The organism is Microcella frigidaquae (assembly GCF_014200395.1).
In the GTDB taxonomy this organism is placed as follows: Bacteria; Actinomycetota; Actinomycetes; order Actinomycetales; family Microbacteriaceae; genus Microcella; species Microcella frigidaquae.
Genome location: NZ_JACHBS010000001.1, coordinates 348,005 through 367,828, shown reverse-complemented (window position 1 = coordinate 367,828; position 19,824 = coordinate 348,005). Strand labels below are relative to the sequence as shown.

The following is a 19,824-nucleotide window of genomic DNA, read 5'->3' as shown; positions in this document are numbered from 1 at the left end:
CATGGTGACCGCTGACCGCCGCACGCGTCGTCGACTGGCAGCCTGGATGCTCGTCATCGCGATCGTCCTCAGCAGCTTCGTCGTGCGTCTGGTCGACATCCAGGTTGTGCGTGCGGCCGAGCTGGCCGATGAGGCCGAGGCGCGCCGGTCGATCCCGATCACCATCTCGGGTGCGCGCGGCGACATCGTGGACGCCTCCGGGGTCGTGCTCGCCGACTCGGTGTTCCGCTACGACATCACCGTCTCGCCGCGCTTCGTGCAGGACTTCCGCCGCACTGATGAGTCGACGGGGGAGCGGGTGACCGTCACCGTTGACCAGGCCCTCGCCTCCGTCGCCCAGATCGTCGAGGGCGATCCGGTGGCGATGCTCATGGAGATCCGTGCGCAGCTGGCCGAGAACCCGCAGGACGACCACGCCTACCTGGCGCGCCGTGTCACGCCCGAGCAGCTCGAGGCGGTGCGCGACCTCGGCATCCCGTGGGTGTATGACGAGCGCATCCCGGCGCGCACCTACCCGAACGGCCAGATCGCGGGCAATCTGGTCGGCTTCCTCGGCACCGATGGCCCGCAGACCGGCCTCGAGTTCCGGCTCAACGACTGCCTAAAGGCGACCGACGGCTCGGCCACCTTCGAGCGCGGCGCCGACGGCGTACGCCTCCCCGGCACGACGGTCGTCAGCCAGGAGGCCGTCGACGGGGGCACGCTGCACCTCACGATCGATGCCGACGTGCAGTGGTTCGCGCAGCAGGCGATCGCTGAGCAGGGCTCCGCGATCGGCGCCGAATGGGCCACCGCGGTGGTCGTCAGCGTCGACGACGGCCACATCATCGCCGCGGCCGACTGGCCGACCGTCGACCCCAACGACGTCAACGGAACCGACCCCGACAACCTCGGCTCGCGCGTGTTCACGTGGCCGTACGAGCCGGGGTCGGTCATCAAGGCCGCCACGTTCGCCGGTCTGCTCGACTCGGGGGCCGCGACGCTCGGCGACCGCATCATCGCGCCGCAGCGCTACCCGACGATCGACGGCTTCGTGATCGTCGACGCGGTCGACACCGGCGACACCCGCTACACGGTCGCGGGTGCGCTGATGAACTCGTCCAACACGGGAACCTCCGTGCTGAGCGAGCGCATGAGCTACCAGCAGCGCCACGACTACCTCGCGGCCTTCGGCCTGGGCTCTCCGACCGCCGTCGACTTCCTCGGCGAGGAGCCGGGCCGTCTGCCCGACCCGCAGACCGTCGACAAGCACAACGCGATCGTGCAGCTGTTCGGCCAGGGAATGCTGGCCACCAGCGCCCAGGTCGCGGGCCTCTACCAGACGCTCGCCAACGATGGCGTGCGCGAGCCCCTGACCCTCGTGACCGGCTGCACGCACGACGACGGCACTGTCACCGATGCGCCCCCCACCGAGGGCACGCGCGTGGTGAGCGAACGCGCCGCCCGGGGCATCACGAGCGTGCTCGAGCAGGTCGCGACCCGCAGCTACCTGTCGTCGCTCCTGACGATCCCCGGCTACCGCGTGGCCGCCAAGACGGGCACGGCCGAGGTCTTCGAGAACGGCCGGTACGGCTCGAACCGCATCGTCACCGTCGCCGGCTACGCGCCCGCCGACGACCCCCAGTACGTCGTGGTCGTGACCTACGGCAAGCCCACTACGATGAAGGTGTCGGCCGCCGCGGCGCCGACGTTCCGGTCGATCATGACGCAGGTCCTCAAGACCTTCCGGGTGCCGCCCTCGCGCGGCTCGGCGCCCGACATCGCCCTCACCTGGTGAGGCGATCGACCCTGACAGAGCAAGAGTGAGGTCGCCGTGTCCCGCATCCCGCCCGTCCTGAGGCCCGAGCATCCGGCACCTCGTCCTCTCGTCGACCTGCTGGCCACGGTGCCGGCAGCGGTGCACGGTGCCCTCGACGACATCGCCGTCACGGGCGTCACCCTCTCGACGGCCGACCTGCACCCGGGCGATCTCTTCGTCGGCGTGCGCGGTGAGCACCGGCACGGCGCCGAGTTCGCCGCCGACGCTGTCGCGAAGGGCGCGGTGGCCGTGATGACCGACGCCGCCGGGCTGGCGGCCGCCCAGAGCGCGGGGGTTCCCGTGCTCGTCGTGGAGAACCCGCGCGGGGTGCTCGGCGCCGTCTCCGCCTGGGTCTACCGCACCCTCGAGGAGCGCCCGCTGCTGTTCGGGGTCACCGGCACGAACGGAAAGACCTCCACCGCTTACCTGCTCGACCAGATGCTGCGGCAGCTCGGCATGGTGGCGGGCCTCAGCTCGACCGCCGAGCGGCGCATCGCCGACGAGCGCGTCGTCAGCCGCCTCACGACGCCCGAGGCCACCGAGATGCACGCCTTGCTGGCCCGCATGCGCGAGGCCGGCGTGCAGGCGGTCGCCGTCGAGGTGAGCGCGCAGGCTCTCAGCCGCCACCGCGTCGACGGCATCCCCTTCGACGCCGTCGGCTTCACCAATCTCACGCACGACCACCTCGACGACTACGCCGACATGGAGGAGTACTACCGCGCCAAGCTGCCGCTGTTCTTCCCCGAGCACGGCCGGCGCGGTGTGGTCTCTCTCGACTCGGAGTACGGCCCGCGCGTCATGGCCGACGCGCGGATCCCCGTGGTGTCGATCACCTCGCGCCCCGAGGTCGAGGCCGACTGGCGGGTGACCGTCACGCACGAGGATCCGTTCCGCACCGACTTCACGCTGAGCGGCCCCGACGGGGTCGAGCTGCGGTCCAGCATCCCGATCATCGGCCACCACATGGCGGCCAACGCGGGCCTCGCGATCGTCCTCCTCCTCGAGGCAGGCGTTCCGCTCGATCAGGTGCGGGATGCGGTGCACGAGCGCCCCATCGCGGCCTACCTGCCCGGCCGCACCGAGCGGGTCTCCGGCGACCGCGGCCCGAGCGTCTTCGTCGACTTCGGCCACAGCCCCGATGCCTTCGAGAACACTCTCGCGGCGGTGCGGCGCCTCACGACCGGTCGCACGATCATGGTGTTCGGTGCCGACGGCGACCGCGACACGACGAAGCGCCACGACATGGCTCGAGTCGCGGCCGAGGGCTGCGACATCCTCGTCATCACCGACCACCACCCGCGCTTCGAGGACCCGGCGTCGATTCGCGCCACCCTGCTCGAGGGGGCGGCGCTCGCGACGAACACGCCGGAGATCCACGAGGTCAGTCCGCCCGAGCAGGCGATCCGGGTCGCGGTGAACCTCGCGCGCGAGGGCGACTCGATCCTCTGGGCCGGCCCGGGGCACCAGGACTACCGGGATATCCGCGGCGTGCGCACCCCCTACTCGGCTCGCGATGAGGCCCGCGCTGCCCTGCGCGAGGCGGGCTGGTGAGCCCCGAGCCGCCCGTCGTCCGCATCGACGACGTGCGTCACCGTTCCACCGGCAGCGTCGCGATGCTGAGCATCGACGGCACCGCTCACGAACTCGCGCTCGCGGTGCTGGGCGATGCCGCGGTCGAGCGCGCGGTGGGCATCCTGACCGCAGCGCTGGCCGCGGGCGACGGCCTCGAGATCGCCCTCGCCGCCGCGGCGGCGCTCGAGCCCGAGCCGGGCCGGCTGGCGCTGCGGCGCGCTGCCTCGGGCGCTCTGCTGATCGACGATGCCGCGGCGGCGACTCCGGTCGAGGCGCGGGCCGCACTCCGCGTGCTCGCCGACATCGCCCGCGACCGCCGCCGCTCGTTCGCGGTCATGGGAGAGCTCGACACGTCCGCCGCCGACTGGTTCGACGAGCACGATGCCCTCGGCCGCATCGTCGTTCGCCTCGATGTGTCGCAGCTGATCGTCATCGGGCACGGTGCCCGCCACCTGCACAATGCGGCCGGGCTCGAGGGCTCGTGGGATGGCGAGTCGGTGCTCGTCGACACTCCCGACGACGCATACGATGTGCTCCGTGCGCGACTCGACCCCGAGGACGTGGTGCTGGTGACCGCCGGCGCCCGAACCGCTCTCGGCGACCTCGTCGACCGCCTCGTGGCGGGTGACGCATGATCGCGCTCCTCCTTGCCGGCGCCTTCTCGCTGGGCTTCACGCTCTTCCTGACCCCGGTCTTCATCCGGCTGTTCAAGGCGCTCGAGTGGGGCCAGTTCATCCGCGATGACGGCCCGCAGTCGCACCACACGAAGCGCGGCACACCGACCATGGGCGGCATCGTCTTCATCCTCGGGGCCGTGCTCGGCTACTTCTTCGGCCACCTGGTGACCGGTGAGCGGGTCACCGTCAGCGCCCTCCTCGTGCTGCTGCTCATGGTGGGCCTCGGCATCGTCGGCTTCATCGACGACTTCACCAAGACCCGCAAGCAGCGCAGCCTCGGGCTCGGCGGCTGGGCGAAGATCGCCGGCCAGGCGGTCGTCGCGACCGTGTTCGCGGTGCTCGCCCTGTCGTTCCCCGACGAGGATGGCATGACCCCCGCCTCGACCGCGATCTCGGCGGTGCGCGACATCCACTGGCTCGACCTGGCCGTCTTCGGCTCGATCGGCGCGGTCATCGCCTTCGCCATCTGGGTGAACGTGATCGTGGTGAGCACCTCGAACGCGGTCAATGTGGCCGATGGCCTCGACGGCCTGGCCACGGGCGCCTCGATCCTCTCGGTCTCGGCGTATATCTTCATCGCGTTCTGGCAGTTCAACCAGGCCTGCGGCAGCGAGGCCCTCGACCCCGGCAACGCCTACCGCTGCTACGAGGTGCGCGACTCGCTCGACCTCGCGATCGTTGCGGCCGCGATCGCGGCCGGCCTCATCGGCTTCCTCTGGTGGAACACCTCGCCCGCCCAGATCTTCATGGGCGACACCGGCTCGCTCGCCATCGGCGGCGCGCTCGCGGCCCTGGCGATCCTCACCCGTACCGAACTGCTGCTGGTGCTCATCGGCGGCCTGTTCCTCATCGTCACCGGCTCGGTGATCGTGCAGCGCGCCTATTTCAAGATCACGAAGGGCAAGCGCATCTTCCTGATGAGCCCGCTGCACCACCACTTCGAGCTCAAGGGCTGGGCCGAGGTCACGGTCGTCGTGCGGTTCTGGCTGATCGGCGGCTTCTTCGTCGCGGTGGGCGTCGGGCTGTTCTACCTCGAATGGGTCAGCCAGTAGTGGCTGCGCGCCTCGACGACCTGACGAGCTGGCACGCCGACTGGACGGGCCTGCGCGTGCTCGTGCTCGGCCTGGGCGTGACCGGCTTCGCCGTCGCCGACACGCTCGCCGAGCTGGGCTGCGCCGTGCGGGTCGCGGCGCATCGGCCCGACCCCGACCGCGCCCGCATCCTTCCGGTCATCGGGGTCGAGCTGCTCGAGCTCGCCGCGTCCGACGAGGTTCCCGCGGGCTTCGCCGAGCACGAGCCCGAGCTGGTCGTCGTCTCCCCGGGCTTCCTTCCGGAGCATCCGCACATCGTCTGGGCGCGCGAGCGCGGCCTCGCGGTCTGGAGTGACATCGAGCTCGCCTGGCGCGTCCGCGACAAGGTGGTGCCGCCCGCTGACTGGGTGCTCGTCACCGGCACGAACGGCAAGACGACGACGACCCAGCTGACCGCCACGATGCTGCAGGAGGACGGCCGTCGGGTCGCGCCCTGCGGCAACATCGGCATTCCCGTGCTCGACGCCGTGCGCGACCCTGCCGGGTTCGACGTGCTGGTGGTCGAGATCTCCAGTTTCCAGCTGCACTGGCTGCCGACGAGCGGTCCGGGTGCTCCGCTTCCGGCCGCCAGCGTGTGCCTGAACCTCGCCGAGGACCACTACGACTGGCACGGCAGCGCGGAGGCCTACGCGGCGGCGAAGGCGAAGGTCTACGAGAACACCCGGATCGCCTGCGTCTACAACCGCGACGACGCGGCGACGATCCGCATGGTCGAGAACGCCGAGGTGCAGGAGGGCTGCCGCGCCATCGGCTTCGGCACCGACACCCCCGGCATGAGCGATGTCGGCGTCGTCGACGACCTGCTCGTCGATCGTGCCTTCCTCGACGACCGACGCACGTCCGCCCTCGAGCTGGCGCAGCTCTCCGACGTCGCCGCGGCCGGTCTCGCGACTCCGCACGGGCTCGCCAACAGTCTCGCGGCCGCGGCCCTCGCTCGCGCGCTCGGCGCGGCGCCGGCGTCGGTGCGGGATGCCCTCCGCCGGTTCCGCGTCGACCACCACCGCACCGAGCTCATCACCGTGGTCGACGAGATCGCCTGGGTCGACGACTCGAAGGCGACGAACCCGCACGCGGCCGCCTCGGCCCTCCGCGCCTACCGCTCGGTGGTCTGGATCGTCGGCGGACTGCTCAAGGGCGTCGACCTCGCCCCGCTCATCGTGGAGCACCGCGACCGGCTGCGGGCCGCCGTCCTCATCGGTGTCGATCGTTCCGCGGTGCGCGCGGCGTTCGAACGACACGCGCCGACGGTGCCGCTGTTCGAGGTCGAGCACGACGACACTGGTCAGGTGATGCCGACCGCGGTCCGCCTGGCTGCCCGGGCTGCCCAGGGAGGCGACACGGTGCTTCTGGCTCCGGCCGCGGCATCCATGGACCAGTTCGTCGACTATGCCGACCGCGGGCGCCGGTTCGCCAAGGCCGTGCGGAATCACACAGAGGGGGAGGCCCATGACGACGGTCCGCCCACCGCTGGGTCGACCGGGGTCTGAGCCCGGCGCGCCGGAGCCCGGCCGCGGCGCCGCTCCCGCGGTGGTGGCCGTGCGGCGCCTGTTCGGGGTCACCGACGCCGACGCGATGATCGTCGTCGGCACCGTAGTCTTCCTGGTGCTCTTCGGCCTGGTCATGGTGCTCTCGTCGTCGGCGGTCATCTCGGCTCAGGCGAACGAGGGCGACTTCTTCGCCGTGTTCCTCCGCCAGGGGCTGTTCGCCCTGGCGGGCATCCCCCTCATGCTCGTCGTCTCGCGCATCTCCCCGCGCTTCTGGCGCAAGCACGCGCGGCACGCGGTCATGCTCGGTCTCGCGCTGCAGGTGCTCGTCTTCACCGGCCTCGGCTACGACTACGGCGGCAACCGCAACTGGATCACCCTGTTCGGCTTCTCCGCGCAGCCCTCGGAATTCCTGAAGCTGGCCCTCGCGGTGTGGCTTGCCACGGTGCTGGCCGACCGCGCGAACGCGTTCCCCGACCTCAGGAGCGTGGTGATCCCGGCGCTCCCCGTCTCGGGCGTCGCGATCATCATGGTGCTCGCGGGACAGGACCTCGGCACGGCCTCGATCATGATCGCGATCGTGCTCGCCGCCCTGTTCTTCGCCGGGGCCCCGCTGCGCTGGCTGGGCGGCATGGTCGCGGTGCTCGCCGTCGGCGCGGTTCTGTTCGCGACGAGCTCCGCCTCGCGCTCGAGCCGGATCAGCGTCTGGCTCAACGGCTGCGCGCCGGAGGACTACGAGTACACCTGCTGGCAGTCGGTGCACGCGCTCTGGGCGCTCGGCTCCGGCGGCCTCTTCGGCGTGGGTCTCGGCAACTCGGCCACCAAGTGGCGCTGGCTGCCGCACGCGGAGAACGACTTCATCTTCGCGATCATCGGCGAGGAGCTCGGGCTGATCGGTGCCGTCGTGGTGCTGGCGCTGTTCGCGGTGCTCGCCGTCGCGCTCATGCGCATGGTCCGCCGCCACGTCGACCCCTTCGCGCGCATCGCGACCGGCGCGATCATGGTCTGGATCGTCGGTCAGGCCTTCGTCAACATCGCGGTGGTGCTCGGCATGCTGCCGGTGTTCGGCGTTCCGCTGCCCTTCATCTCCGCGGGCGGGTCGGCCCTGCTGGCCTCGCTGCTCGCGATCGGGGTGGTCGTGTCGCTCTCGCGCGAGCTGCCCGAACCGCGCCTCCGCCCCGCGATGCCGACCGCGCCGCCCGTCGCGCCCCGCGCCCCGCGGAGGCCCGCGCGATGACGACCGCCCTGCTCGCCGGCGGGGGGACCGCCGGCCACGTGAACCCCCTGCTCGCGCTCGCCGACCACTGGCGATCGGTCGAGCCGGATGCCCGCCTCCTGGTGCTCGGAACCGCCGAGGGGCTCGAGGCGCGCCTCGTCCCCGCCCGGGGCTACGAGCTGCTGACCGTGCCGCGGGTGCCGTTCCCGCGTCGGCCGGACCGCGCGGCTCTGAGCTTCCCGCGCCGCTTCCGTGCGGCGGTCGCCCGCACCCGCGCGATCATCCGCGAGCACGGCGTGGAGGTGGTGGTCGGCTTCGGCGGCTACGCCGCGGCGCCCGCCTACGTTGCCGCGCACCGCGAAGGCGTGCCGATCGTCGCGCACGAGGCGAACGCGAAGCCGGGCATCGCGAACAGGCTCGCCGTGCTGCTCGGCGGCACCGCCGCTGCCACGTTCTCGGGCACGCCGCTGCGCGGTGCCCGGGTCGTCGGTATGCCGCTCCGGCGGGAGATCACGCAGCTCGACCGGCCCGCGCTGCGGCCGGAGGCCCGGCGAGAGCTCGCGCTCGACCCCGATCGGCCGCTGCTGCTCGTCACCGGCGGCTCCACCGGAGCCCAGCGCCTCAACGAGACGATGACGGCGTCGGCGGCCCGGCTGGTCGGCGCTGGGTGGCAGGTGCTGCACCTGACCGGCACCGGTCGCGGCGGCGACGACCCCGGGCTCGTGGGCTATCGAACGATGGCCTACTGCGACCGCATGGACCTCGCCTTCGCCGCCGCCGATCTCGTGCTCTGCCGCGCCGGCGCCGCGACAGTGAGCGAGCTCGCCGCGCTCGGCCTGCCCGCCGTGCTCGTGCCCTACGCCGCCGGCAACGGCGAGCAGCGGCTGAACGCCCGCGAGCTGGTGGCGGCGGGCGGTGCGATCCTCCTTCCCGACGACCAACTGACGCCCGACTGGGTGGCGGCGAGCCTCGTGCCGCTGCTCGAGCGGCGCGACGAGATCGCCCGGATGGCGGCGGCAGCGGCATCCGTCGGCCATCGCGACGGCGCCGAGGCCCTGCTCGCCGTGGTGCGGGAGTCGCTCGCGAAGCGGGCCGCCTAGGCTGGGCGACGATGATCAAGCCCGACCCGACCCTGATCCTGCCCGACACCCTCGGGCGCCTGCACTTCGTCGGCATCGGCGGCAGCGGCATGAGCGGCATCGCCCGCATGTTCCACGCCCGCGGCCATCGCGTGACCGGCAGCGACCGCTCCGACTCGGCGACGGTGCAGGCGATGCGCGACCTCGGCATCAGCGTGAGCATCGGGCACGATGCGGCCCACGTGGGCGACGCGGATGCCCTCGTGGTCACCGGCGCCCTCTGGCAGGACAACCCGGAGTACCAGGAGGCCCTGCGGCGCGGCCTGCCCGTGCTGCATCGCGCCCAGGCCCTCGCGTGGCTCGTCCGCGGAGAGCGCCTGGTCGCGGTCGCCGGCGCGCACGGCAAGTCGACCTCGACCGGGATGCTCGTCACGGCCCTGCGCGCACTCGACCGCGACCCGTCCTTCGTGAACGGCGCGGTGATCCAGGGAGCGGGCACGAGTGCCGACTGGGGCTCGGGGGATCTCTTCGCGGTGGAGGCCGACGAATCCGACGGCTCCTTCCTGCTCTACGACGTCGCAATCGCGCTCGTCACGAACATCGACACCGATCACCTCGACCACTACGGGGACGAGGGCTCGCTCGAGGCCGCCTTCGACACCTTCGTGGCGGGGGCCCGTGAGCTCGTGGTGCTCTCGGCCGATGACCCCGCGACCCGACGGGTGGGCGAGCGCCTGCGTGCGGCCCGCGCGGAGCATGCCGGCTCGGTGGCCGCGGCCGCGATCCGCACCTTCGGCGAGGCTGCCGACGCCGATGTGCGGCTGCTGGCGATCAGCGCGGAGGGCCCGGTGCGTTACCGGGTCGCCGTGGCGGGGGAGGAGCTCGAGGGCGAGCTGGCCGTGCCCGGCCGTCACAACGCGGTCAACGCCGCGGGGGTGATCGCTGTGCTCACCGGCCTCGGCATCGCGGCCCGCGATGCGGTGCGCGCGCTCGACGGCTTCGCCGGCACCCAGCGCCGTTTCGAGTCGCACGGGCTCGCCGACGGGGTGCGCCTGTACGACGACTACGCGCACCATCCGACGGAGGTCGCCGCGGCCCTGCAGACCGCCCGCTCGGTGGCGGGGGAGGGTCGCGTCATCGCGATCCACCAGCCCCACCTGTTCAGCCGCACCCAGGCGATGGCGGGCGAGTTCGCGGCCGTCTACGAGTCCGCCGCCGACCATACGGTCGTGCTCGATGTCTACGGCGCGCGCGAGGACCCGATCCCCGGGGTCACGGGCGCGCTCGTCGTGGAGCGCTTCGTCGACCCCGAGCGCGTCGACTACCGGCCCGACTGGCAGGAGGCGGCCGAGCGCATCGCCGAGATCGCCCGCCCGGGCGACATCGTCATGACGCTCAGCTGCGGCGACGTCTACCGGATCCTCCCGCAGGTGCGGGCGGCGCTCGAGGCCCGTGCCCCGGAGGCCGGGGAGGCCCAGGAGATCGGGCAGCGATGAAGCGGCCGGAGGGTTTCGGCGGGTCATCGCCCCCGAGCGCTCCCGCTCGGGGTGCGGCGTCGCCCTCCCCGACGCCCGGCGCCTCGCGGACGGATGCGCCGCAGCGGAAGCCGAAACCGAACCCACAGGCCGCGCCGAACCCTGTGCGGCAGCCCGCCCCGCGTACTGCGCCGCAGCCTCGCTCCACGCTGGCCCGCCCGGCTGCCTCCCGCACCGTCGGCTCCCGCACCGCCGCGGATCGCGCGGCCGCGGAGGCGCGTGCCGCGGAGCAGGCCGCCGCCCGCGCTCGGCGCCGGGAGGAGCGTGCCGAGGTGCGTCGCTTCACGCGGCGCTCGCGCCGCCGCCGGCAGGTGGTCGCCGCCGCGGTGGCGACGAGCCTCCTCCTCGTCGGGGGTGTGGCGGTCGTGACGCTCTCGCCGCTGATGGCGCTCGACACGGTGCAGGTCATCGGAACGGAGCGGCTCGACGCGGCCGAGGTCGCCGGCTCGCTCGACGGCCACCTCGGCACGCCCTTGGCGCTGCTCGACGAGACGGGCATCCGTGACGATCTGGCGGCGTTTCCGCTGATCCGCTCGTACACGACCGAGGTGGTGCCGCCGCACACCCTCGTCGTCCGCGTGATCGAGCGGGTGCCGATCGCGGTCGTCGAGCGTGGCGCCGTCGTCGAGCTCGTCGACGCCGCGGGCGTCGTCGTGGAGCGCGTCCCCGAGCGCCCGGAGGGCATCCCGCTCATCGCGCCCGCGAGCGCCGACGTCGACTCGCTCGCCTTCGAGAGCGTCGCCGCGGTGCTGACGGCGCTCCCCGCGGACCTGCGGGCGCGGGTCGACGTGATCACCGCATCCACGCGCGACGATGTGGCGTTCTCCATGACCGGCGCGGGGCACCGTGTGGTGTGGGGCAGCGCCGAGCGCTCGGCGCTCAAGGCCCGTGTGCTGGCCGCGGCGATCGAGACGACCGACCAGTCACGAGCGTGGGAGTACGACGTGTCGGCGCCCGAGACCCTCGTCGTCCGTCGTCTCTAGGCGCGCCATTTCGCGACACGCCCGCAACCTCGCCGAGGGGGAGCAGGGCGACCCCTACCGTCGTCTCAGCACTACATACTGAGCATAACTTTATCCTTCAACGTGAAGGTTAAGGTTCAGCGGAAGGCCCGGACGTGACCTCGAACCACAACTATGTCGCCGTGATCAAGGTCGTCGGCATCGGCGGCGGCGGCGTGAACGCCGTCAACCGGATGATCGAGCTGGGCCTGCGGGGCGTCGAGTTCATCGCCATCAACACCGACGCGCAGGCGCTGCTCATGAGCGACGCCGACGTGAAGCTCGACGTCGGCCGGGAGCTGACCCGCGGCCTCGGCGCCGGCGCCGACCCCGAGGTCGGGCGCCGTGCCGCCGAGGACCACGCCGAGGAGATCGAGGAGGCCCTCGCCGGGGCCGACATGGTCTTCGTCACGGCGGGCGAGGGCGGCGGCACGGGCACCGGTGGAGCGCCGGTCGTGGCCCGCATCGCGAAGTCGATCGGGGCGCTCACCATCGGTGTCGTGACCAAGCCGTTCGGCTTCGAGGGCAAGCGCCGCCAGGCGCAGGCCGACGCGGGCGTGGCCGCGCTCAAGAACGAGGTCGACACCCTCATCGTGGTGCCCAACGACCGCCTGCTCGAGATCAGCGACCGCGGCATCTCGATGCTCGAGGCCTTCTCGACCGCCGACCAGGTTCTGCTCGCCGGCGTGCAGGGCATCACCGACCTCATCACGACTCCCGGGCTCATCAATCTCGATTTCGCCGACGTCAAGAGCGTCATGCAGGGCGCGGGTTCGGCGCTCATGGGAATCGGTTCGGCCCGGGGTGCCGACCGCGCCATCAAGGCCGCCGAGCTCGCCGTCGCGAGCCCGCTTCTCGAGGCGAGCATCGACGGCGCGCACGGCGTGCTGCTGTCGATCCAGGGCGGCTCGAACCTCGGCATCTTCGAGATCAACGACGCCGCGAAGCTCGTGCAGGAGGCCGTGCACCCCGAGGCCAACATCATCTTCGGCGCGGTCATCGACGACACTCTCGGCGACGAGGTGCGCGTGACGGTGATCGCCGCGGGCTTCGATGGCGGCGAGCCCACTGTCGTGCACCGTGACCGACGCTCGAGCTTCCAGCCGGCCGAGGCCGCCGCGGCGATGGGCGTGACGCTTCCGGGTGCGGCCGAGCGCGAGCTCGCCGAGCGCTCGTGGGCCGACGATGCCGGGCTGGCGGCGACCGCCCCGATCGACCCGCTCGAGGACGTCGTCGAGGACGACGACGATCTCGACATCCCCGACTTCCTGCGCTGAGGCGGTGCGTCCGTGGCTCCGGATGCTCAGCTCGCCGACCGGCTCGCCCGGGTCGAGTCGGGAATCGTCGACGCGTGCCGCGCCGCGGGCCGCGACCGCTCCGAGGTCACCCTCATCGTCGTGACGAAGTTCCACCCGGCCGACCTGATCCGCGACCTCGCGGAGCTCGGGGTGCGCGACGTCGGCGAGAACCGTCACCAGGATGCCGCGCCGAAGGCGGCCGAACTCGCCGACCTGCCCCTGACCTGGCACTTCGTCGGCCAGCTGCAGTCGAACAAGGCGCGGGCCGTCGCCCAGTACGCGCGGGTCATCCACTCCGTCGACCGCCCGTCGCTCGTCACGGCGCTGGCCCGCACCGACGTGCCCCTCGACGTGTTCCTCGAGGTCAACCTCACCGATGATCCCGGCCGGGGCGGCGTCGCGCCCGAGCAGCTGCTGCCGCTCGCCGAGACGGTGCTCGAGCATCCGTCGCTGACGCTTCGCGGCGTCATGTCGGTCGCCCCGCTGGGGGAGGAGCCCCGTGCCGCCTTCGCCCGGCTCCGCGGGCACGCCGAGCGCGTGCGCACGGTCGCACCGGAGGCGACCCAGCTCTCGGCGGGGATGTCGGGCGACTACGCGGAGGCCATCGCCGAGGGCGCGACACACCTCCGCATCGGTACGGCAATCACGGGTGAACGCCCTCCGCGGCCTTAATCTGGGCACGCCCCGACGGTAAGGACGTTGATATGAGCAATCCGCTCCGCAAGACCATGGTGTACCTCGGCCTCGCCGACGAAGAGGTCGAGTACGAGCAGACGCCGCACGCGACCGCTCCCGCTCCGACCGCCGCCGCGCCTCAGCGTGCCGCCGTGACCCCGCTGCGCCGTGCCGCCGCGCGTCCCGCGCCGGTCGGCGAGCTCAACGAGATCCTCACCGTCCACCCGCGCGCCTACCGCGACGCGACGCAGATCGCCGAGGCGTTCCGCGAGGGCATCCCGGTGATCATGAACGTCTCGCAGATGAGCGAGAGCGAGGCACGCCGCCTGGTCGACTTCGCCTCCGGACTGACCGCGGGGCTCCACGGCCGCATCGAGCGCGTCACCGTCAAGGTCTTCCTGCTCTCGCCCGCGCACGTCGCCACGACCGGTGACGCCGCCGAGCTCGAGCCCGACGTCGACGCCGGCTTCCTCCCGCGCGACTGATCCCCGACTGAGGTGCACCGCCGCTCGCGGCGCTCTGCCAGCGCGACCTGAGAGACTTCTTCCGTGCCGCTCGTGTTCTCCGTCATCCTGACGGTCATCTACATCGCCCTGCTGATCGTGTTCATCGCGATGTGGGTGCGGTTCGTCTTCGACTGGGTTCAGGTGCTGAACCCGGCGTTCCGGCCCCGCGGGCCGGTCGTGCTGCTCGCGGAGGCGAGCTACACGATCACCGATCCGCCGATCAAGGCCGTCCGCCGTGTCATCCCACCGCTACAGCTCGGCGCCGTGCGGCTGGACCTCGCCTGGACCATCGTGCTCATCGTGTTGCTCATCCTGATGTCGCTCACGAGCGGCCGCTGAACGGGCCCGACCCCCGGCGCACGCTTGGCTCCGTCCTCTGCCCAGCCTGTACGCTGGCAGGCGCAGATGTGACGCATGTGACTTGGTGTTGCTAGCGTTACCCCATCGTTATTCCATCGCTCCAGAAAGTCTCGAGGTGACGCGCATGGCCCTCACGCCCGAAGATGTCGTCAACAAGCGCTTCCAGTCGACCAAGTTCCGCGAGGGCTACGACCAGGACGAGGTCGACGACTTCCTCGACGAGATCGTGGTCGAGCTCCGGCGTCTCAACCAGGAGAACGACGAGCTGCGCCAGCGCCTCGTGGCTGCGGACGCTCGCATGGCCGAGCTGCAGCGCGGTGCCGCCGCGGCCCCCGCGGCCCCGGTCGAGCCCGCTCCGGCTTTCGCCGCGGCCGCGCCGGCCCCAGTCGTCCCGGCACCCATGCCCGAGCCAGCCGTCGCGCCGATGATGGCGGGCGGTGCCGAGCCGAGCACCGACACGAACAATCTCCTACAGCTCGCCCGCCGCCTCCACGAGGAGCACGTGCGCGAGGGCCAGGCCAAGAAGGAGGCCCTCATCGCCGAGGGCCAGGCCGAGGCCGCGCGCATCGTCGCCGAGGCGACCACCGCGCAGCAGGGGCAGCTCCAGGCTCTCGAGCAGGAGCGTGTCGCGCTGCAGCAGCGGGTCGACGAGCTCCGCACCTTCGAGCGCGAGTACCGCCAGCAGCTGCGCACCTACATCCAGGGCCAACTCGCCGAGCTCGACGGCTCAGCGCAGCCCGCCGCGCCCGCGCCCGCCGAGGCCCCCTCGTGGGGCTCGCCGGCGGTCGGCTCGGCCCCGAGCCAGCCCGTGGCGGCGGAGCCCGCGGTCACGGCGTCGGCTCCGGCCGGTGCGGAGCCGTACCCCGGCTCGGCCCCGTCGTTCCCCGGTGCTGCGCCCGCCTACCCGGCGCAGTCGGCGCCCGCGCCGACGAGCTACCCCGCTCCGCAGACCCCGCCTCCCGGGCAGTTCCCGGGCTACGGCTCCTGATCGATACCCGGCCCCGGCCGGTCAGCAGAGGAGCGCGACGGTGACCGAGTCGCGCTCCTTTCCTGTTCCTCCTGGCCGTGCGGGCGAGCGCGTCGACGTCGCGCTCGCCGCGCTGCTCGGCTTCTCGCGCTCGCAGGCGGCCGAGATCGCCGATGCCGGGGGTGTGACGGTCGACGGGCGGACGGTCGGCAAGTCCGACCGCGTCGCCGCGGAGGCGTGGCTCGAGGTCACCTGGGAGCCTCGTCGCCCGATCAGCATCGAGCCGATCCCGGTCGCCGACCTCCGCATCATCCACGACGATGACGACCTCGTCGTCGTGGACAAGCCCGTCGGCGTCGCCGCCCATCCGTCGCTCGGCTGGGAGGGCCCGACGGTCATCGGAGCCCTGGCGGCGGCCGGCTTCCGCATCGCGACCTCCGGTCCACCGGAGCGGGCCGGGATCGTGCACCGGCTCGACGCCGGCACGAGCGGTCTCATGGTCGTGGCGAAGTCCGAGCACGCCTATCGTGAGCTCAAGCGGCAGTTCCACGACCGCGAGGTGCAGAAGATCTATCACGCGGTGGTGCAGGGGCACCCCGACCCGCTCTCCGGCACGATCGACGCACCCATCGGCCGGCATCCCGGCAGTGCCTGGAAATTCGCCGTCGTCGCCGATGGCAAGCCCTCCGTGACGCACTACGACACCCTGGAGGCGTTCCCTGCCGCCTCCCTGCTCGAGATCCACCTCGAGACCGGTCGCACGCATCAGATCCGCGTCCACATGGCCGCGCAGCGGCACCCCTGCGTGGGCGATGCGATGTACGGCGCCGATCCGCGCCTGAGCGCGCGTCTCGGCCTCGAGCGGCAGTGGCTGCACGCCATGCGGCTCGCCTTCCGACATCCGTCGACCGGCGAATGGGGCGCGCACGAATCGGTGTACCCGGCCGATCTGCAGCACGCGCTCGACGTGCTCCGCGCGGCCTGAGACCGCCCCCCGGCGACCTAGACTGGGGGCCCAGACCGTTTCCCCGGAGGTGCCGTGACCACTCGAGCCGACTCGTTCGTCCACCTTCACGTGCACAGCGAGTACTCGATGCTGGACGGCGCCGCGCGGGTGAAACCCCTGATCAGCGAGGCGATCGCGCAAGGAATGCCCGCGATCGCGGTCACTGACCACGGCAGCATGTTCGGGGCCTTCGACTTCTGGAAGACCGCCACCGAGGCCGGCATAAAGCCCATCATCGGCATCGAGGCTTATCTCACCCCGGGAACCCACCGCACCGACAAGACCCGCGTGAAGTGGGGGGTCGGCGGCGAGGACGACGTCTCGGGATCGGGCGCGTACACGCACCTCACGATGCTCGCCGCGAGCACCGAGGGCATGCACAACCTGTTCCGGCTGTCGTCGCTCGCTTCGATCGAGGGCTACTACTTCAAGCCGCGGATGGACCGCGAGCTGCTCTCGCGCTACGCGACCGGCATCATCGCCACGACTGGCTGCGTGAGCGGCGAGGTGCAGACCCGGCTGCGGCTCGGCGACTACGAAAAGGCGCGCGAGGCCGCTGCCGAGTTCCGCGACATCTTCGGTGCCGAGAACTACTTCGTCGAGATCATGGATCACGGGCTGCCGATCGAGCGCCGCACGATGACCGAGCTGATCCGCCTCGCCAAGGACCTCGGGCTGCCCCTTGTCGCGACCAACGACCTGCACTACACGCACGCCGCCGACGCGGGCTCCCACGCGGCCCTGTTGTGCGTGCAGTCGGGGTCGACCCTCGACGACCCAAACCGCTTCAAGTTCGACTCGGACGAGTTCTACCTGAAGACCCCGGCCCAGATGCGCGAGCTGTTCCGCGACTATCCGGAGGCCTGCGACAACACCCTCCTCATCGCGGAGCGGGCCGACGTCGCCTTCAACACGAACGCCAACTACATGCCGCGGTACCCCGTGCCCGAGGGGGAGACCGAGGACAGCTGGTTCATCAAGGAGGTCGAGCGCGGCCTCGCGGCGCGGTATCCGGGCGGGGTGCCGGATGCGGTGCGCGAGCGCGCCGAGTACGAGATCGGCGTCATCACGCAGATGGGCTTCTCGGGGTACTTCCTCGTCGTCGCCGACTTCATCAACTGGTCGAAGAACAACGGCATCCGCGTCGGTCCGGGTCGCGGATCGGGCGCCGGGTCGATGGCGGCCTACGCGATGCGCATCACCGACCTCGACCCGCTCGAGCACGGCCTCATCTTCGAGCGCTTCCTCAACCCCGACCGCGTCTCGATGCCCGACTTCGACGTCGACTTCGACGACCGCCGCCGCGGCGAGGTGATCCGCTACGTCACCGAGAAGTACGGCGACGAGCGGGTGGCCCAGATCGTCACCTACGGAACGATCAAGGCGAAGCAGGCGCTCAAGGACAGCTCGCGCGTGCTCGGCTTCCCGTTCGGGATGGGGGAGAAGCTCACCAAGGCGATGCCGCCGGCCGTGATGGGCAAGGACATGCCGCTCTCGGGCATCCTCGACCCCACCGACAAGCGCTACAAGGAGGCCGCGGACTTCCGCGCCATCATCGAGGTCGACGCCGAGGCGCGTCGGGTGTTCGACACAGCCCTCGGTCTGGAGAACCTCAAGCGCCAGTGGGGCGTGCACGCGGCCGGCGTGATCATGTCGAGCGAGCCGCTCATCGACATCATCCCGATCATGAAGCGCGAGCAGGACGGCCAGATCGTCACGCAGTTCGACTATCCGGCCTCCGAGGCCCTCGGCCTCGTCAAGATGGACTTCCTCGGCCTGCGCAACCTCACGATCATCGATGACGCGCTCGACAACATCGAGTCCAACCGCGGTGTCCGGCTCGTGCTCGAAGACCTGACGCTCGACGACCCGGCCGCCTACGAGCTCATGGCGCGCGGCGACACCCTCGGGGTCTTCCAGCTCGACGGCGGGCCGATGCGCTCGCTGCTGCGCATGATGAAGCCCGACAACTTCGAGGACATCTCGGCGGTGCTCGCGCTCTACCGCCCCGGCCCGATGGGTGCCGATTCGCACACGAACTACGCGCTGCGCAAGAACGGCCGTCAGGAGATCACGCCCATCCACCCCGAGCTTGCCGAGCCGCTCAAGGAGGTTCTGGGCGGCACCTACGGCCTGATCGTGTATCAGGAGCAGGTGATGGAGATCGCCCAGAAGCTCGCGGGCTATACGCTCGCCCAAGCCGACCTGCTGCGCCGCGCCATGGGCAAGAAGAAGAAGGAGGAGCTGGACAAGCAGCTCGAGAACTTCACCGCGGGCATGGTCGCGAACGGCTACTCGGTCGACGCGGTGAACACCCTCTGGGAGATCCTCGTCCCGTTCTCCGACTACGCCTTCAACAAGGCGCACTCCGCCGCCTACGGCGTCGTCTCGTACTGGACGGCGTACCTGAAGGCGCACTACCCGGCCGAGTACATGGCCGCGCTGCTGACGAGCGTCGGCGACTCGAAGGACAAGATGGCGGTCTACCTCAACGAATGCCGCCGGATGGGTATCACGGTGCTGCCGCCCGATGTCAACGAGTCGATCGGCTTCTTCGCCGCCGTCGGCGACGACATCCGCTTCGGCCTGGGCGCCGTGCGCAACGTCGGGTTCTCGGTCGTCGAGCACATCCGGGCCGCTCGCGAAGAGAAGGGCCGCTTCACCGGATTCCACGACTTCCTGAAGAAGGTGCCGGCGCCGGTCGTGAACAAGCGCACCATCGAGTCGCTCATCAAGGCGGGGGCCTTCGACTCGCTCGGGGCGACGCGCCGCGCACTCATGGAGATCCACGAGAGCGCCGTCGAGGCCGCGGTGAAGGAGAAGCGTGCCGAGGAGGTCGGCGACATCGGCTTCGACTTCGACAGCCTGTTCGACGAGCCCGAGCAGAGCACCGATCACATCCCCGACCGTCCGGAGTGGACGAAGAAGGACAAGCTCGCCTTCGAGCGCGAGATGCTCGGCCTCTACGTCTCCGACCACCCGCTGGCGGGCCTCGAGCGCGCCCTCGCGCAGCACGCCGGCACGAGCATCGCCGAGCTCAACGACAATCCGCCGGCCGACGGCGAGCAGGTCACCGTGGCCGGTCTCATCACGAGCGTGCAGCACCGGGTGGCACGCCAGTCGGGCAACCCCTACGGCATGATCACGCTCGAGGACTTCGGCGGCGAGCTCACGATCATGTTCCTCGGCAAGACCTACCTCGAGTTCGGGTCGAAGCTGGCCGCCGACAGCATCGTCGTCGTGCGCGGACGGGTCAACCACCGCGACGACGGCATCACGCTGCAGGCGATGACCCTGCAGCAGCCCGACTTCGGTGTGACGACCGAGACCGGACCGCTGACGCTGACGGTGCGCGAGCAGAGAGCGACGGTCGAGGTCGTCAGCGAACTGGATGCGGTGCTCGCGCGGCACCGCGGCTCGACCGAGGTCCGGCTCCGGCTGGTGCGCGATGACACCGCTCGCCTCTTCGAGCTGCCGCACCGCGTCGAGCCCTCGGCCGGGTTCTTCGGCGAGGTGAAGAGTCTGCTCGGCCCGCGCGCACTCACGTAGGGGCGGAGGG

Annotated in this window: 16 protein-coding genes; all 16 read left to right on the top strand. The window is 71.3% G+C overall.

All coding sequences use genetic code 11. The features are described 5' to 3' along the window. Position 1: 1 nt before the first annotated feature. The 16 genes from BJ959_RS01750 to dnaE all read left to right on the top strand — a co-directional run bounded on the left by BJ959_RS01750 (position 2) and on the right by dnaE (position 19,814). A complete protein-coding gene (locus BJ959_RS01750) occupies positions 2 to 1,777 on the top strand; it encodes a peptidoglycan D,D-transpeptidase FtsI family protein (protein ID WP_153980998.1) in 1,776 nt (591 codons plus the stop codon). Positions 1,778 to 1,813: 36 nt separating this feature from the next. Further along, complete coding sequence (locus BJ959_RS01745; RefSeq protein ID WP_153980999.1) at positions 1,814 to 3,349, top strand: UDP-N-acetylmuramyl-tripeptide synthetase; 1,536 nt, start codon at positions 1,814 to 1,816, stop codon at positions 3,347 to 3,349. Next, positions 3,346 to 4,005, top strand: coding sequence for a glutamate ligase domain-containing protein (locus BJ959_RS01740; protein WP_153981000.1), 660 nt, complete (start codon positions 3,346 to 3,348; stop codon positions 4,003 to 4,005). Before BJ959_RS01745 ends, BJ959_RS01740 begins: the two co-directional genes overlap by 4 nt. Next, complete coding sequence (mraY, locus tag BJ959_RS01735) at positions 4,002 to 5,099, top strand: phospho-N-acetylmuramoyl-pentapeptide-transferase (RefSeq protein WP_153981001.1); 1,098 nt, start codon at positions 4,002 to 4,004, stop codon at positions 5,097 to 5,099. The genes BJ959_RS01740 and mraY overlap by 4 nt, the downstream gene beginning before the upstream one ends. Next, positions 5,099 to 6,625, top strand: a complete 1,527-nt coding sequence (murD, locus tag BJ959_RS01730; RefSeq protein ID WP_424960735.1) for a UDP-N-acetylmuramoyl-L-alanine--D-glutamate ligase — start codon at positions 5,099 to 5,101, stop codon at positions 6,623 to 6,625. Before mraY ends, murD begins: the two co-directional genes overlap by 1 nt. Continuing rightward, positions 6,585 to 7,859, top strand: a complete 1,275-nt coding sequence (gene ftsW, locus BJ959_RS01725; protein ID WP_207948961.1) for a putative lipid II flippase FtsW — start codon at positions 6,585 to 6,587, stop codon at positions 7,857 to 7,859. The genes murD and ftsW overlap by 41 nt, the downstream gene beginning before the upstream one ends. Then, a complete protein-coding gene (locus tag BJ959_RS01720; RefSeq protein ID WP_153981004.1) occupies positions 7,856 to 8,938 on the top strand; it encodes a UDP-N-acetylglucosamine--N-acetylmuramyl-(pentapeptide) pyrophosphoryl-undecaprenol N-acetylglucosamine transferase in 1,083 nt (360 codons plus the stop codon). The genes ftsW and BJ959_RS01720 overlap by 4 nt, the downstream gene beginning before the upstream one ends. Before the next feature lie 11 nt (positions 8,939 to 8,949). Further along, positions 8,950 to 10,413: a UDP-N-acetylmuramate--L-alanine ligase gene (gene murC, locus BJ959_RS01715; protein ID WP_153981005.1), complete on the top strand. Its 1,464-nt coding sequence runs from the start codon at positions 8,950 to 8,952 to the stop codon at positions 10,411 to 10,413. 311 nt (positions 10,414 to 10,724) lie between these two features. Further along, entirely contained in the window at positions 10,725 to 11,435 is a 711-nt protein-coding gene (locus BJ959_RS01710; RefSeq protein ID WP_207948962.1) for a cell division protein FtsQ/DivIB, read from the top strand. Positions 11,436 to 11,569: 134 nt separating this feature from the next. Beyond that, on the top strand, positions 11,570 to 12,730 hold the full coding sequence (gene ftsZ, locus BJ959_RS01705) for a cell division protein FtsZ (protein ID WP_153981007.1): 1,161 nt from the start codon (positions 11,570 to 11,572) through the stop codon (positions 12,728 to 12,730). A gap of 12 nt (positions 12,731 to 12,742) precedes the next feature. Then, positions 12,743 to 13,423 (top strand): YggS family pyridoxal phosphate-dependent enzyme, encoded by a 681-nt coding sequence (locus BJ959_RS01700; RefSeq protein ID WP_153981008.1) that lies wholly within the window; start codon positions 12,743 to 12,745, stop codon positions 13,421 to 13,423. Between the two features lie 32 nt (positions 13,424 to 13,455). After that, the gene (locus BJ959_RS01695; RefSeq protein WP_153981009.1) at positions 13,456 to 13,911 is read left to right on the top strand and encodes a cell division protein SepF; all 456 of its coding nucleotides are present in this window, start codon (positions 13,456 to 13,458) and stop codon (positions 13,909 to 13,911) included. 63 nt (positions 13,912 to 13,974) lie between these two features. Continuing rightward, positions 13,975 to 14,271 (top strand): YggT family protein, encoded by a 297-nt coding sequence (locus BJ959_RS01690; protein WP_341799829.1) that lies wholly within the window; start codon positions 13,975 to 13,977, stop codon positions 14,269 to 14,271. Positions 14,272 to 14,416: 145 nt separating this feature from the next. Beyond that, complete coding sequence (locus BJ959_RS12770; RefSeq protein ID WP_153981234.1) at positions 14,417 to 15,280, top strand: DivIVA domain-containing protein; 864 nt, start codon at positions 14,417 to 14,419, stop codon at positions 15,278 to 15,280. Positions 15,281 to 15,320: 40 nt separating this feature from the next. Next, entirely contained in the window at positions 15,321 to 16,244 is a 924-nt protein-coding gene (locus BJ959_RS01680; RefSeq protein WP_153981010.1) for an RluA family pseudouridine synthase, read from the top strand. A 108-nt stretch (positions 16,245 to 16,352) separates the two neighbouring features. Further along, positions 16,353 to 19,814, top strand: coding sequence for a DNA polymerase III subunit alpha (dnaE, locus tag BJ959_RS01675; protein ID WP_153981235.1), 3,462 nt, complete (start codon positions 16,353 to 16,355; stop codon positions 19,812 to 19,814). Positions 19,815 to 19,824: the final 10 nt, after the last annotated feature.

Bases quoted from the DNA above. Each gene is read 5' to 3' on its own strand.
- BJ959_RS01695 (WP_153981009.1), top strand. From the start codon at position 13,456: ATGAGCAATCCGCTCCGCAAGACCATGGTGTACCTCGGCCTCGCCGAC.
- BJ959_RS12770 (WP_153981234.1), top strand. From the start codon at position 14,417: ATGGCCCTCACGCCCGAAGATGTCGTCAACAAGCGCTTCCAGTCGACC.
- BJ959_RS01750 (WP_153980998.1), top strand. From the start codon at position 2: ATGGTGACCGCTGACCGCCGCACGCGTCGTCGACTGGCAGCCTGGATG.
- murC (WP_153981005.1), top strand. From the start codon at position 8,950: ATGATCAAGCCCGACCCGACCCTGATCCTGCCCGACACCCTCGGGCGC.
- BJ959_RS01720 (WP_153981004.1), top strand. From the start codon at position 7,856: ATGACGACCGCCCTGCTCGCCGGCGGGGGGACCGCCGGCCACGTGAAC.
- dnaE (WP_153981235.1), top strand. From the start codon at position 16,353: ATGCTGGACGGCGCCGCGCGGGTGAAACCCCTGATCAGCGAGGCGATC.
- ftsW (WP_207948961.1), top strand. From the start codon at position 6,585: ATGACGACGGTCCGCCCACCGCTGGGTCGACCGGGGTCTGAGCCCGGC.
- mraY (WP_153981001.1), top strand. From the start codon at position 4,002: ATGATCGCGCTCCTCCTTGCCGGCGCCTTCTCGCTGGGCTTCACGCTC.